Genomic DNA, 14,952 nt, shown 5'->3' on the forward strand with positions numbered 1-14,952 from the left:
CCCCCCCCCCCCCCCCCCCCCCCGTGGCCGCTCAGCGCGTGGCCCAGGGAGCGAGGAGGATACACACCAGCATCGCCGCCCCCAGCGCCCCCGCCGCGCCCTCGAAGCCCAGGATCCCCGCGCCGACCGCGAGCAGGCCGAAGGCGCCGGCCGCCACCAGCATCGTCCTGCGGGCGCCCCTCACCGGTACCCCGCCGCCTGCAGGCCGAACAGCTCCGCGTAGCGCCCCTCCAGCCGCAGCAGCTCCTCGTGCGTCCCCTCCTCCAGCACGCGCCCGTGCTCCAGCACCACGATCCGGTCGGCCATGCGCACCGTTGAGAAGCGGTGTGAGATCAGGATCGCCATCTTCCCCTCGGTGAGGTCCGCGAAGCGGCGGAACACCTCGTACTCCGCCCGCGCGTCCAGCGCCGCGGTGGGCTCGTCCAGGATGAGGAGCTGCGCGTCGCGCATGTAGGCGCGGCCCAGCGCCACCTTCTGCCACTGGCCGCCGGACAGGTCCACTCCGCCCTCGAAGCGGCGCCCCAGCATGGTGCGGTAGCGCTCCGGGAGCGCCTCGATCACCTCCGCCGCCAGCGAGCGCCCCGCCGCATCCTCCACCCGCGCCGTCGCCGCGGCGGGATCGTCCATCAGCGCGGCGATCCGCCCCACCGCGATGTTCTCCTCCGCGCGCATGTCGTAGCGCACGAAGTCCTGGAAGATGACGCCCACCTGCCGGTGCAGCTCCTCCGGGTCGTAGGCCGAGAGCGGCTCCCCGTCCAGCAGGATCTCCCCGCGGTCGGGCTCGTACAGGCGGACGATCAGCTTGGTGACGGTGGTCTTCCCCGCCCCGTTCTCCCCCACCAGCGCCACCCGCTCCCCCGGCCGGATGCGGAACGACACCCCCCGCAGCACCCACGACGGATCGTCGGGAGGCGGCGGGCCCCGGCCATCCCCATCGCCGCTGCCGGCCGTCCCCTCTTCCTTCGCCGCCGGGTACCGGAACCAGACGTCCCGGAACTCGAACCCATCGCGGGCCGGCACCGGCACCGGGAGCGGCGCCTCCGGGCGTGCGATCCGCGGCCGCATCCCCAGGAAGACGAACAGGTCGTCCAGGTAGAGGGCCTGCTCGTACAGGTCGCTCGTCGCCAGGAGCATCCGCTGGATCAGGTCGCGCGAGCGGGAGAAGGCCCCGGCCAGGAGCGTCAGGTCGCCCAGCGTGAGGATCCCCAGCACGGTGCGGTACACGATGGTGCCGAACGCCGCGTAGTACCCCAGCGTGGAGACCAGCGACAGGCCGGTGCTCGCCAGGTTGCGGCGGACGGCGAGCTTCCGGTTGGCGTCGTAGAAGCGGTCCGCCAGCTCGCGGTACTCGCGGATCAGCCAGGGAGAGAGGCCGAAGAGCTTGATCTCCTTGGCCGTCTTGTCCGAGGCCGCCACCAGGCGGTAGTAGTCCAGCTTCCGCCGCTCCGGCGTCCACTGGTAGAGCAGCGAGTACCCCAGCGCGGCGAAGTGCGTCTCCCCCACGAAGGAGGGGATCACCGCCAGCACCAGCAGGGCGAAGAGGAGGGGGGAGAAGGCGAGCAGCGTCCCCACCAGGGTGAGCAGCGTCACCACGTCCTGGGCCAGCCCGAAGAGCTGGCTCAGCAGGGCGATGCGCCCCACCGTCTGGCGGCGGGCGCGCTCCAGCCGGTCGTAGAAGCGGGGGTCCTCGAAGTGCTCCAGGTCCAGCGTGGCCGCGTGCTCCATCAGGCGGACGCTCATCCGGTTGGAGAACAGGTCCCCTAGCAGCGACTCCAGCAGCGTCCCCGTACGCGCCGCGACCTCCCCCAGCGCCACGATGGCGAACTCCAGCAGCACCAGCTCCGTCAGCTGCCTCCAGTCCGGGACCCCGGTGCGCGTGGCCTCCACCACCGTGTCCACGATGGTCTTCCCCACCCACAGCGTGGCGATGGGGACGAAGGCCCGCACCAGGCGCAGCGCCGCGATCCCCAGCGTGTAGCCACGGTGGGTGCCCCACACCATCCGCAGGAACGGCGGGACGTTGCGCACGGCGCGGATGCGGTCCCCCCACGAGGGGCCGCCTCCCGCGCGGGGAGGGCTCCGCCGGCCGGTGTGCATCCGCGTGCTCGCCATCCCACAATGGTACCCGGCTCCCGCGGGCGCCGGTAGTGGCGGGCCGGGGGCGGGCTAAAACCCCTACGGGGCTGTGGGGCGGCCCCCTACAGACGAGGCAGGGAGGCCCCGCTACATTCCACCGTGCCGACTCAGCTTCCGCGCCCGCGGGGGCGCCGCAGCGGGTCTGGCGGCGCCCCCTGGCGCGGGCTATTATGCGCGCGTTCCGGCGGGGCCGCTCGTTTCTTGCGTACGCCGCCCCGCCGTCCGCACACCATCGAGCGCCCATTCTGAACGCCGAGAGCCTCATCACCATGAAGTCACGCGCGAACCCCTCCGGACACCGGCGGACCGACTCGCTGCCGGCGTCCGGGACTCCGGACCGGACCGCCGCGTCGCGCCCGGGACGCAGCTCGCTGTGGGCGCTCCCGCTGCTCCTCCTCGCGGGGTGCGACGGGGGCAACATCGAGAAGTACCCGCAGACGATCTACGATCCCCGCTCCGAGTACGCGGACCAGCTCCTGGAGCTCCAGAACCTGACGACCTACCTGGGGGTGGCCGTCGGGCTGATCGTGTTCGCGCTCATCGGCTACATCTGCTACCGGTTCCGCTACCAGCCCGGGATGCCGGAGCCCGAGCAGACCCACGGCAACACCCGCCTGGAGCTGGCCTGGACGCTGATCCCCGCGGTGATCCTGGCGATCATCGCAATCCCCACCGTGCAGACCATCTTCGCCACGCAGCGCATGCCGGAGGAGGGGACCGCGCTCACGGTGGACGTCGTCGGGTGGCAGTGGTGGTGGGAGTTCCGCTACCCCATCAACGGCGGCCGGGACACGGTCTACACCGCCAACGAGATCCACGTCCCCGTGGGGACGCCCGTGCTGCTCCGCATGACCGCCGGCGACGTGCTCCACTCCTTCTGGGTCCCCCAGATGGGCGGGAAGCGCGACCTGATCAACAACAAGATCAACTACATCAGCTTCACCCCGCGCGAGCCGGGCGTGTACCTGGGCGCCTGCGCCGAGTTCTGCGGCGACTCGCACGCCCTGATGAAGATGCGGCTGGTGGCCCACACCCCGGACAGCTTCCGGGAGTGGCTCCGCAACGAGTACCAGCCCGCGCGCGACCTCACCCCCGTGACGCCGCGCGACTCGGCCATCGCGCTGGGCAAGCAGCTCACCACCCAGGGGACGTGCGCCGGGTGCCACGTCATCCAGGGGACCAACATGGTGGGCCGGCTGGGCCCGAACCTGACCCACTTCGGGCGGCGCCGCACCCTGGCCGCGGGGATCCTGGAGAACAACGCCGAGAACCTCGCCGCCTGGCTCCGGAACCCCCCGGCCATCAAGCCGGGGTCCAAGATGCCGAACCTGGGCCTCAAGGACGAGGAGATCAGGTACATCGTCGCGTACCTGCAGAGCCTGCAGTGACCAGGGCGCCCCGCGCGAACGGCGGGGCCGCGTTTCGTGGACAGGCGCCCGGGAGCACCGCCGTGAGGCACGGCGGGCCGCGCCGCAACCCGATGGAGTAGGAATGGCATCGACCACAACGGTGGCTACCCCCCCCCACGTAGCCGCGCACAAGGAAAACACGGGGCTCCGGAGCTGGATCATGACCGTCGATCACAAGCGGATCGGCATCATGTACGGCATCGCCTCCTTCATCTTCTTTCTCGTGGGGGGGCTCGAGGCGCTGCTGGTCCGCGTGCAGCTCGCCGTGCCGGGGAACGAGTTCCTCAGCGCGGACATGTACAACCAGCTGTTCACGACGCACGCGGTCACCATGGTGTTCCTGGCGCTCATGCCGCTCACCGCCGCGTTCTTCAACTTCCTGGTCCCGCTGCAGATCGGCGCGCGCGACGTGGCGTTCCCGCGCCTGAACGCGCTGTCGTTCTGGATCTACCTGTTCGGCGCCATCTACCTGAACATCTCCTTCCTGCTGGCGCTGGTGCCGGGGATGGGGTCGCAGGCGCCCAACGGCGGGTGGTTCGCCTACCCGCCGGTCACGACCGAGACGTACAATCCCGGGCTGAACATGGACTTCTACGTCCTGGGCCTGCAGATCGTGGGGATGTCGTCGATCATCGCGTCGCTGAACTTCATCGTCACGATCATCAACCTGCGCGCTCCGGGGATGCGGCTCATGCGGATGCCGATCTTCACCTGGATGGTGCTGGTCACCAACGTGCTGATCGTGACCGCGCTCGCGGTGTTCACCATCGCGTCCACGCAGCTCATGTTCGACCGCCTGTTCGGGACGGTGTTCTACGACTCCCTGCGGTCCGGCGCCGACCCGCTCCTCTGGCAGCACCTGTTCTGGATGTTCGGGCACCCCGAGGTGTACATCCTCATCCTCCCCATCATGGGGATGGTCTCCGAGGTGCTCCCCACCTTCTCGCGCAAGCCGCTCTTCGGCTACAACGTGATGGTGTTCTCGGGGATCCTGATCGGCTGGCTGGGGTGGGGCGTGTGGAGCCACCACATGTTCGCCGTGGGGCTCGGACCGATCGCGGACACCTTCTTCGCGCTGGCGACCATGCTGATCGCGATCCCCACCGGGATCAAGATCTTCAACTGGCTGGGGACCATGTGGGGCGGCGCCATCCGCTTCACCACCGCCATGCTCTTCTCCATCGCCTTCATCGCGATGTTCACCGTCGGCGGGATCTCCGGGGTGATGCACTCCGCCGCCCCGGCCGACCTGCAGCAGACGGACACCTACTTCGTGGTCGCGCACCTGCACTACGTCTTCTTCGGGGGGACGGTGCTGGGACTCTGGTCGGGGATGTACTACTGGTACCCCAAGGTCTTCGGCCGCCTGCTGGACGAGCGTCTCGGGCAGGTGCACTTCTGGCTGACCTTCATCGGGATGAACCTGACTTTCTTCCCGATGCACTACCTCGGGCTGTACGGGATGCCGCGCCGCATCTTCACCTACTCCGAGGGGCTGGGCTTCGACGGGATGAACATGCTCGCCAGCATCGGGTCCATGATCATCGGGCTGGGAACGCTGGTCTTCACGTACAACCTCTTCACCGCCTGGAAGAAGGGGAAGCTCGCCGGGCCGAACCCCTGGGGCGCCGCGACGCTGGAGTGGAGCATCCCCTCCCCGCCGCCGGAGTACAACTTCCGCGAGCTCCCGGTGGTCCGCTCCCGCATGCCGCTCTGGGAGGGCGACCCCACCAAGGAGGCGGGGATCCCGCACGGCCGCAAGGACGAGGACACCGAGCAGATCACCATCGGCGGGGCGCAGGTGGCCGAGCTGGAGTACCCGGACGACGAGAGCAAGATGTCCGCGCACGACCTGGGGATCCACCTCCCGCCGCCGTCCTACTGGCCCGTCGTGCTGGCCTTCGGGATCACGGTGACCTTCGGGATGCTGATCTTCCGCCAGGCCAGCCCGGAGAGCGCCTGGTACAACCTGTGGTACGTGTCCATCGCGGGGCTGGTGCTGACCATCTACTCCATCTACCAGTGGGCCTTCGAGCCGGGCCACGGACACTGAGAGGGGACGGGGGACGGGCGGGAGGCCGCCCGTCCCCGACCACCCGGAACCTACGCTTCGACTGAACTTCATGGATCACGCACACGCGATGGCGCACGCGGCGCACCCCGCGCACATCGACACCAGCACGGGGCTCGACAGCCGGAAGATGGCGTTCTGGGGCTTCATCGGCTCCGAGTGCCTGCTCTTCGGGTCGCTGATCGGGACCTACATGGCGTACAAGGGGAAGAGCCTCACCGGGCCCTACCCGCACGACACCGTGCTCCCCGACGGAACGGCCGTCGAGGGGATCCTGAACATCCCGCTCACCACCGTCAGCACCTTCGTGCTGCTGATGAGCTCGGTGTTCATGGTGTTCGCCCTGAACTACACCCAGCGCGGCAACCGCAAGGGCTCGGTGGGATGGCTCCTGGCGACCGCCTTCGGCGGCTCGCTCTTCCTGGGGGCCCAGGTCTACGAGTTCACGCACTTCTACCACGAGGGGCTGGAGCTCGGGACCAACCTGTTCGCGTCCAGCTTCTACCTGCTGACCGGCTTCCACGGCGCGCACGTCACGGTCGGAGTGCTCTACCTGATCACGCTGGCTTTCCTCTCCTACCGCGGGAAGATCCCCCCGCACAAGGCGCTGAACGTGGAGATCGCCGGCCTGTACTGGCACTTCGTGGACGTGATCTGGATCGTGATCTTCCCCCTCGTCTACCTCATCAAGTGAGCGGCCCGATGACAAGCGAGCAGCGAGAGGTCATCCACGACCAGCACACGCACCCGAGCAACAAGGTCTACTTCTGGATCGGGGTGGCGCTCTTCCTCCTCACCTTCCTGGAGGTGCTGGGCTACCTGGGCGAGGTGAACGAGGTGTTCGCGGCCGGCACCGCCGCGCTCATCATCGGGGTGCTGTCCGCCGCCAAGTTCATCCTGGTGGTGATGTTCTACATGCACCTGAAGTTCGACAGCAAGCTCTTCACGGGGATCTTCATCTTCCCGGCGCTGCTGGGCACCCTCGTGATCGTCTCGCTCTACATGCTGTTCCACGTGTTGCCGGCGCTGCTGGAGCAGGGGCACGTCTCCTAGACGTCCCCTTCCCGGCACGCAGGCGGAGAGGTACGCGGTATGTGGTCGTTCTCGACGCTCTTCCTGCTCCACCAGGAGTCGTTCGCGTGGACGGAGTGGAGGGTCTACTCGGACTTCATGGTCGGGTGGCTCCTCCTCTTCGCCGCGTACTTCCTGCTGATCGGGCCCCTGCGCCGCCGCTTCCCCGGAGCCCGCCCCGTCCCGCCGCGGAAGGTGGCGAGCTTCGTGCTCGCCATGGCGATCATCTTCCTGGCCCTCCAGGGCCCGCTGCACGAGCTGAGCGACTACTTCCTGTTCAGCGCGCACATGGTGCAGCACCTGGTGCTGATCCTGGTGATGCCGCCGTTCCTGCTGTACGCCATCCCGGACTGGATGCTGCGCCCGGCGGTGAACGTGCGGGCGATCGGTAAGGTGGCGCGGCTGCTCACCTTCCCCCTGGTGGCCTTCGCGCTCAACAACGTCATCTTCCTGGCCTGGCACTTCCCCGGCCCGTACGACCTGATGATGCGCGACCACGGCGTGCACGTGGCGATGCACCTGATGATCATGGTGACGGGGACGATCATGTGGTGGCCGGTCATGAGCCCGCTCCCGGAGCTCCCCCGCATCGCGCCGCCGCTCCAGATGATGTACCTGTTCGTCCTGGGGATCCCCATGATGGTGACGGCGGCGCTGATCACCTTCTCCCGGGTCGAGCTGTACACCTGGTACGTGGAGGCGCCGCGGATCTTCCCCCTCTCGGCGCTGGACGACCAGCGCCTGGGCGGTCTGATCATGTGGGTCCCGGGGGCGCTGACCATCTGGGTGGCCATCACGGTGGTGTACTTCCGCTGGACGCACCGCGAGGTGGCGGAGGACGAGCCCTCGCCGGAGCGCCCGCGCGTGACCCGGAGCGGCCTGGTCATCGCCCCGCCGCCATTCCCGAACCACTAGGGTTCATACGCAGAACGGCGCCCCCACCGGAATCTCCCGGTGGGGGCGCCGTCGTTTTGCCGGCCTGTCCCAGCGCTACGGGCGGACCTGCGCCTGGTTCGCGGGGATGGGGGCGCAGGCGATGGGCGGCGTGGCCGGGCCCGCGTTCCCCGGCTTGAGCACCACCACGTGCTGCCCGTTCATCACCGTGGTCGCGGGGATGGGCACCGTGTCCGAAGCCGCCCCGACGTTGCTCGCGCCGACCTGGAAGCGCATGTCCAGCGGCGCGACCTCCGGGCCGGTGTTGCCGCACGGACCCCGGTTGATGCTTGCCTTGAAGGCGGGGCTCGGACCGGCGTCGTAGATGGCGACCGACACCAGCGTCCCCGTGGTCCCCGCGTTCGAGACCGTAACCGAGGCGTTGATCGGGTACTGGTTGACAGGGAGGAAGCGCCCCGTGGCCGTGAGCCCCCCCCGGTCGTCGGGGACCGCCACCGGCGGCGTCGGCGCGGGCGTCTGGTATGCCGGGTCGCTCCCCGCGCCGGGCTCGTCGGCGGCCCGGGTGACGTCCTGCATGTCGGGCGCGGAGGTCTTCGCCGACTCGTACCGGAGGTCCGGGTTGTCGTCCGGCGACGGCCGCTCCATGGTGCACGCGCCCGCCGCCACCGCCAGGGTGAGTACGAGCAGGGGGTTCCGTCTCATTCGTGGCTCCGTTCTGCCTGTGGCGTAGACCTTTTGTCGAGGCCTACGCCTTCGGCAAGGAGCATTCCAGGGACGGCCCGGATCAGCCGGCGGGCGCCATCCCCGCGAGCCGGCGGTTGGCCTCCTCCAGCTGCTCGTGCCGGCCGATGTCCAGCCACAGCGAGCCGTCCACGCGGAAGGGGAGGATCCGCGCCCCCTCGCCCGAGAGGCGGACGTACGGGTCCAGGATGGAGAAGGTGCCGCGCTCGGTGACGAGCGGGAAGAGGTCCGGGGAGACCACGTGCACCCCGGCGAAGGCCAGGGCACGCACCGGGCCCTCGGCCGGGCGGACGCGGAGGTCCAGCCCCTTCCGCACGTCGGTCCGGCCCAGGAGCCCCCGGTCGTCGAAGAGGAGCTTGCGCGAGGTGGGGCGGTCCATCACCGCCAGGGTGGCGAGCGCGCCCTGCTCCAGGTGCGCGCCGTACATCTCCCGCAGCGGCAGGTCGGTCACGACGTCCGCGTTGTGGATGAAGAAGGGCGCGTCGCGGCGCAGCAGGGGGGCCGCGTGCAGCAGCCCGCCCCCGGTCTCCAGCGGCCCCGGTCCCTCCTCGCGGGAGACGAGCGCCTCCACGCCCCACCCGTCGCGCTCGGCCACGTAGCGCTCGATCTGCTCGCCCAGGTGGTGGACGTTGATCACCAGGCGGTCCGCACCCGCCTCGATCACCCGGCGGGCCACCCGCTCCAGCATGGGGACGCCGCCCACCTCCACCAGCGCCTTGGGAATCCGGTCCGTCAGCGGCCGCAGGCGCGTCCCCAGCCCGGCCGCGAAGAGCACGGCGTCCACGCTCACCCGGGGACCTGCGTCTCCACCGCCGGCCGGGCCGCCGCGGCCGCCAGCTCCGGGTTGGCCCGCGCGGGCCAGCGCCCCTCCTCGCGGTGCGTCAGCACGACGTTCACCTCCGGGAACTCTTCCCGCAGGTGCTTCGCCAGGCGCTCGGCGAAGTACACCGAGCGGTGCTGTCCCCCCGTGCACCCGAAGTGCACGCTGAGCGAGGTGAAGCCGCGGGTCAGGTAGGTCTGCACCTGGTTGTCCACGATCCCGCGGACGTGGGTCCAGAACTCCTCCACCTCCGGGACCTCCTCCAGGAACTTCGCCACCGGCTCGTCGCACCCGCAGAGCCCGGCGTACTCGGCGTAGCGCCCGGGGTTGTGGAGCGCGCGGCAGTCGAAGACGAAGCCGCCGCCGTGGCCGCCCGCGTCCTCCGGGTAGCCGTTCTTGTAGCTGAAGCTCCCCAGCTGCACGGTGAGCCCGGGCGGCACCTCCACGGGCGTCTTCCGCAGCGTCTTCGACGCGACGATGCGCTCGAACACGGCGCGCAGCTCGGGGACCTCGATGGGGAGGAACCCGGTCTCCATCAACCGCTCCACGTTGCGGATCGCGGGCGGGACGCTCGCCAGGAAGCGCGGCTTGCGCTCGAAGAAGCCGCGGTAGCCGTACGCCCCCATCGCCTGCATGATCCGCACGAACACGTAGCCCCGGAAGTGCTGCCGGAACTGCTCGCGGTCCACGGGAAGGTACCGCTCCAGCGAGTCCAGGTAGTGCTCCAGCAGCTCGTCGCGGAGCGATTCCGGGATGGCGGCCTTGGGGTCGAAGAGGAGCGAGGCGACGTCGTACTGCAGCGCCCCCCGCCGGCCGCCCTGGTAGTCGATGAACCAGGGCTCCCCGTCGCGCAGCATGATGTTGCGCGACTGGAAGTCGCGGTACAGGAAGTGGCGGGTGTCCGCCCCCAGGAGGAAGGTGGTCAGCCGCTTGAAGTCCTTCTCCAGCCGCGCCTCGTTGAACGGGATGTGCGCCAGCTTCAGGAAGTGGTACTTGAAGTAGTTCAGGTCCCACAGGATGGACTGGCGGTCGAACGCCGCGCGAGGGTACGCCACGGAGTAGTCCACCGCCTTTCCGCCCTCCACCTGGAAGCGGGGGAGGATCTCCACCACCCGCTTGTAGACGGGCACCATGGAGGCCGGGAAGTCGCCCCCCTCCTCCTCGCGGGCGAGGGAGAGCCCGTCGAAGAGCGTGGTGTCCCCCAGGTCCTCCTCCAGGTACACGCCCGCCTCCTCGTCCACGCCGTAGATCTCGGGAACCGGGAGCCCCACCGAGCGGAAGCCGCGCGAATACGAGATGAAGGCGCGGTTCTCCTCCCGGTCCGGCCCCACCACCCCGATGGACGTTTCGTACCGGTCGCCGATGACGCGGTACATGGAGCGGCTGGACCCGTCTCCCTCCAGCGGAAGGACGGAGGCCGGCGGCTTGCCGAAGCGCTGCTCGAAGAGACGACTGAGGATCTGCTGCACGGGACGCTGCTCACGTAACGGGGTGTTGTCCAACGGGTAACCGAAAAAGATAACCCAGCAACCCCGATGCCGCGACGGAAACCCAGGAGCCGAACGGGTGCCGCCTGCCGGCCGCGGGTTGACACGGCTCCACCGCTAAGACATAGTTTCAGACAGGCTTCGTATCGCAATGAGCTGCATCGCGATACACCTCCCGTCCACCCTGTCTGCCACCACCATGCCTCATCAGCCCCACCGCAGAGCGGGAACCGGCCGCCGGTCGACCCAGATGCTCGCCGTCCTCGCGCTCGCGCTGCTCGCAGCCGCCTGCCAGGACACCACCACCGGACCCACCGCCCGGCCCGACGATGCAGCCGCGCCTCTCGCGCTCAATCAGAGCGCCTCCTCTCCATTCTACTGCGTCACCCAGCGCCTCACGCCGGGTGCGAACCGGGCGCAGCACCTCCCGCTCGGCTTTCCGCGGGCCACGCTCGCGCCGGATGGAGCCGTCACACGCTATCGGTACCGGGGCTACGGAAAGGACGGGCAGCTCGTGGCCGTGGCGGATTGCGTCATCCCGCGCACGGTCCCTGCAGTGGAGGAGATGAACCGGCGCGTCGGAGTGCCTCTCCGCTCGGGCCTGCCGGTGGGCGGAGGGCGTCCGGGGGAGGAGGTTACCGTGGCGGGCGACAGCTACTGCTCGCCGGACCCGACGGGGGGGTGCACCGTCGTAGGCGATCCCAATCCTGAGCCTCCGGGAGGCTGCAGGGTGGAGTGCAATGACGAGCCGCCGGCCCCGATCAGCGGGGGTGGGCATACGGGCGGGGGGGACGCTAATGACACTCCGGCCGGAGAACCCATCGCTGACGACGAGCTTGTCGACTGCCATGGAGCTACTTCTGGCAACTGCGACAAGAGACCTGCGAACGCCGATACTGTAACGGTGGCTAAAACCCATGCTAACAAGATCCGAACTGACGGTATATGCGGGGAGATCAGAACCATGGCCCTGGCGATGCTAGACAATGGCCTTGAAATATGGAGCAACGAGGTTCGGCAGGATGGTGTGCTGATGGTAGGTGACTGGGGTTGGAGATACGTGAACCCAACGGGGATTGAGAAAGTACCTGTGATGCACCTGTGGACCGATCCTAGGGGTTTCAATGCATGGACGATTGCTCATGAGGCTCTGCACGGAATGGGCAAGTCACATGGTGATCTCATCGTCGGACCGGACGGGGTGACGCGAAATATGGACAAGACCGCCAAGTACTGTTCACAGTCGTGAGGAGGGCCTAACCATGGTGATCGCGCTTTTCGTAGCGTCGGTATCGCTGCAGGTCGGTGCTGTGGCGGACACGGCTACCGACCCCGTAGCAGTGTACAGCCCCGTCTTAGAGCACGTGCTGGCGAATGCTCCCATGGGTATGGAAGTACCAGTCGTGATCCGTAGGAACGTGTACGCCGGAGTCTCGGGGCAAGTAAATAAGACGCACCCAACCGAGATGCTACAACGCCTTGCCACTTCGAACAGAATCAACATATCGTGCCCGGAGTCACTGAGGTCCAAAGACTGTGAACTGCCTCACGGCAGACATATTTCCGTCGGCTTCGGTGAGGTGATTGATCTTGCGGAAGGTCAGAGGGTCAAGGTGCTCCCCGATGAAGGTACTCCAGGCGTGCCTCTCGACCGGGCTCTCGAAGCTATCCCCGATAACGCAGCGGTTCCCGCGACGGCGGCTGTCGATGTAGTGCTGCATACACCGTGTCCAGCCCCTCCTACGTCGGACCGATGCCGTACGCCGGATATCTCGATCTACAGGTACTTTCTGGACACGAATCCGAACGGTACCTACAGGGTTGTCACGCGCTGGTTGAGTGGGGGATCGTAATTCTCACTCTGACGATCCGGGGGGAGCGGATATCCACCACCAGCATCACCTGCTCCTGGTGAGCTCGCGCCCGCCTGCGGCCGCGGCACACCGCGCCAACGAGCCGTCCCGGGTACCCACGGGGCGGCTCCGTTCATTCGGGGTACCGGTTCGGCCTCCACCCGGCCCACGGTACACGGCTTGCCGCTCGCTCAGAGCTCACCGCTCACCCGGACGCGCCCCGCCATGCCGAACCGACTCGCCAGCGAGACCAGCCCGTACCTGCTGCAGCACCGGGACAATCCGGTGGACTGGTACCCGTGGGGGCCGGAGGCGCTGGAGCGCGCCCGCGCCGAGGACCGCCCCATCCTCCTTTCCGTTGGATACTCCGCCTGCCACTGGTGCCACGTGATGGAGCACGAGTCGTTCGAGGACCCGGCGACCGCCGCGGTGATGAACGAGCACTTCGTCAACGTCAAGGTGGACCGCGAGGAGCGGCCGGACATCGATTCCATCTACATGACCGCCGTGCAGCAGATGACCGGGCACGGCGGCTGGCCGATGACCATGTTCCTCACCCCCGAGGGCGTCCCCTTCTACGGCGGCACCTACTACCCCCCCGAGCCGCGCCACGGGATGCCCTCCTTTCGCCAGGTGATGCTGGCCGTGATGGAGGCGTACCGGGAGCGCCGCGACGACGTGGAGCGCAGCGCGGCCGAGCTGCACGGCCTCCTCCGCGACGGGATGTCCGTGCGCGCCCCGCGGGGCGCGGTGGACGCGTCCGTTCTGGACCGCGCCTTCCACGCGCTCGCCGGGCGCTTCGACGCGCGGCACGGCGGCTTCGGAGGGGCGCCCAAGTTCCCGCAGCCCATGGTCCTGGAGTTCGTGCTCCGGCACTGGAAGCGCACCGGGAGCCCGGAGGCGCTGCGCATGGCCGAGCACACCCTGCGCGGCATGGCCGCGGGGGGGATGTACGATCAGGTGGGGGGCGGCTTCCACCGCTACAGCGTGGACGCGCGCTGGCTGGTCCCCCACTTCGAGAAGATGCTCTACGACAACGCCCTCCTCGCCCGCGTCTACCTGTACGCCTGGCAGGCCACCGGCGACGCCGAGTACCGGCGCGTGGTCGAGGAGGTGCTCCAGTACGTCGAGCGGGAGATGCGCTCCCCGGAAGGGGGCTTCTACTCGGCGCAGGACGCCGACAGCGAGGGGGAGGAGGGGAAGTTCTACGTCTGGACGCCGGACGAGGTGGACGCCCTGCTGGGCCCGGAGGACGGCTCGCTCTTCCGCGCCTACTACGACGTCACGGAGAAGGGGAACTTCGAGGGGACGAACATCCTCCACGTGGACCGGAGCGCCGAGGAGGTGGCCGCGGAGGCCGGCGTCTCCGTGGAGCGGCTGGAACGGGCGCTGGCGCGCGGACGCGAAGTGCTCTACGAGGCGCGCGCCGGGCGCGTGTGGCCGGGGCGCGACGACAAGGTGCTCACCGCCTGGAACGCGATGATGCTCCACACCTTCGCCGAGGCCGGGCGGATCCTGGGCCGCGCGGAGTACCTGGAGGTCGCCGACGCCAGCGCCGACTTCCTCCTCCGCGAGCTGCGCCCGGAGGGGCGCCTCCTGCGCACCTGGAAGGAGGGCCGCGCCAAGATCGGCGCCTTCCTGGAGGACCACGCCCTCCTCGCCGACGCGCTGCTGGCGCTGTACGCCGCCACCGGCGAGGTGCGCCGCGTGGCCGCCGCGCGCGAGCTGGCCGACGACGTGTTGGAGCGCTTCTGGGACGAGGAGGAGGGCGTCTTCTACGACACCGCCACGGACGCGGAGGCCCTGGTGGTGCGCCCCCGCGACGCCTTCGACAACGCGACCCCCTCCGGCAACTCCGCCGCGGTCGCCATGCTCCTGCGGCTGGGGACGCTCACGGGCGAGCCCCGCTACGCGCGCGTCGCCGCGCGGGTGCTGGAGGGGATGGCGGAAATGACGGCGCGCGTCCCGCAGGGCTTCGGGCAGCTCCTGGCCGCACTGGACTTCCACCTCGCCGTCCCGCGCGAGGTGGTGGTCGTCGGGCGCGCCGGGGAGCTGGACACCGAGGCGCTGCTCGACGTCCTCCGGCTCCGCTACCTCCCCAACGCCGTGCTCGCGCTCCGCGACCCGGACGCGCCCGCCGACGGCGACGAGCAGGTCCCGCTGCTGCGGGGGAGGAGCCTTGTGGAAGGACGGGCCGCGGCGTACGTCTGCGAGCGCTACGCCTGCCGCCGCCCGGTCACGAGCCCGGATGAGCTGGCCGAACAGCTGGACGCGCCGGAATAGGCCCGCCCCGGCCGCCCTTGCCCTGCCGACCGGCGGGAACGAAACTGTGCCGACGCCACGCCCACGCCGCAGAGGAGCCCCGCATGCCCTTCCGACTCCCCCCGTCCGCCCTGGCGCTCGCCGCGGCCGTGGCGGGCGCCTGTGCCCCCGCCGCCTCCACGCCCGCCCCCGCGGGGTCGCCCACCGC

Annotated in this window: 12 protein-coding genes; 7 read left to right on the forward strand and 5 right to left on the reverse strand. The window is 69.3% G+C overall.

The window, feature by feature from the left end:
• Window positions 1-31: 31 nt before the first annotated feature.
• Both VGR37_07150 and VGR37_07155 read right to left on the reverse strand, forming a co-directional pair.
• Complete coding sequence (locus VGR37_07150) at window positions 32-163, reverse strand: hypothetical protein (GenBank protein ID HEV2147162.1); 132 nt, start codon at window positions 161-163, stop codon at window positions 32-34.
• 17 nt (window positions 164-180) lie between these two features.
• A complete protein-coding gene (locus tag VGR37_07155) occupies window positions 181-2,112 on the reverse strand; it encodes an ABC transporter ATP-binding protein (GenBank protein HEV2147163.1) in 1,932 nt (643 codons plus the stop codon).
• 293 nt (window positions 2,113-2,405) lie between these two features.
• Here VGR37_07155 and coxB point away from each other — a divergent pair, with 293 nt between their 5' ends.
• The 5 genes from coxB (at window position 2,406) to VGR37_07180 (ending at window position 7,602) form a co-directional block, all read left to right on the forward strand.
• Entirely contained in the window at window positions 2,406-3,524 is a 1,119-nt protein-coding gene (gene coxB / locus VGR37_07160; GenBank protein ID HEV2147164.1) for a cytochrome c oxidase subunit II, read from the forward strand.
• Window positions 3,525-3,705: 181 nt separating this feature from the next.
• Window positions 3,706-5,598, forward strand: coding sequence for a cytochrome c oxidase subunit I (gene ctaD / locus VGR37_07165; GenBank protein ID HEV2147165.1), 1,893 nt, complete (start codon window positions 3,706-3,708; stop codon window positions 5,596-5,598).
• Between the two features lie 70 nt (window positions 5,599-5,668).
• Window positions 5,669-6,310 carry a cytochrome c oxidase subunit 3 gene (locus VGR37_07170; protein ID HEV2147166.1) on the forward strand — a complete coding sequence of 214 codons (642 nt, stop codon included), beginning with the start codon at window positions 5,669-5,671 and terminating at the stop codon, window positions 6,308-6,310.
• Window positions 6,311-6,318: 8 nt separating this feature from the next.
• Entirely contained in the window at window positions 6,319-6,669 is a 351-nt protein-coding gene (locus VGR37_07175) for a cytochrome C oxidase subunit IV family protein (GenBank protein HEV2147167.1), read from the forward strand.
• Between the two features lie 39 nt (window positions 6,670-6,708).
• Window positions 6,709-7,602, forward strand: a complete 894-nt coding sequence (locus tag VGR37_07180) for a cytochrome c oxidase assembly protein (protein ID HEV2147168.1) — start codon at window positions 6,709-6,711, stop codon at window positions 7,600-7,602.
• Between the two features lie 75 nt (window positions 7,603-7,677).
• Here the strand turns inward: VGR37_07180 and VGR37_07185 are convergent, their stop codons facing one another.
• The 3 genes from VGR37_07185 to VGR37_07195 form a co-directional block, all read right to left on the reverse strand.
• Window positions 7,678-8,283 (reverse strand): hypothetical protein, encoded by a 606-nt coding sequence (locus VGR37_07185; GenBank protein ID HEV2147169.1) that lies wholly within the window; start codon window positions 8,281-8,283, stop codon window positions 7,678-7,680.
• An 82-nt stretch (window positions 8,284-8,365) separates the two neighbouring features.
• The gene (locus VGR37_07190; protein ID HEV2147170.1) at window positions 8,366-9,112 is read right to left on the reverse strand and encodes a sugar phosphate nucleotidyltransferase; all 747 of its coding nucleotides are present in this window, start codon (window positions 9,110-9,112) and stop codon (window positions 8,366-8,368) included.
• A complete protein-coding gene (locus VGR37_07195) occupies window positions 9,109-10,611 on the reverse strand; it encodes an RNase adapter RapZ (protein HEV2147171.1) in 1,503 nt (500 codons plus the stop codon). The genes VGR37_07190 and VGR37_07195 overlap by 4 nt, the downstream gene beginning before the upstream one ends.
• 268 nt (window positions 10,612-10,879) lie before the next feature.
• Between VGR37_07195 and VGR37_07200 the strand changes: the two genes are divergently transcribed.
• Entirely contained in the window at window positions 10,880-11,878 is a 999-nt protein-coding gene (locus VGR37_07200; GenBank protein HEV2147172.1) for a hypothetical protein, read from the forward strand.
• Between the two features lie 829 nt (window positions 11,879-12,707).
• Entirely contained in the window at window positions 12,708-14,765 is a 2,058-nt protein-coding gene (locus VGR37_07205) for a thioredoxin domain-containing protein (GenBank protein HEV2147173.1), read from the forward strand.
• Window positions 14,766-14,952: the final 187 nt, after the last annotated feature.

The sequence above is a fragment of the Longimicrobiaceae bacterium genome, assembly GCA_035936415.1.
Lineage (GTDB): Bacteria > Gemmatimonadota > Gemmatimonadetes > Longimicrobiales > Longimicrobiaceae > JAFAYN01.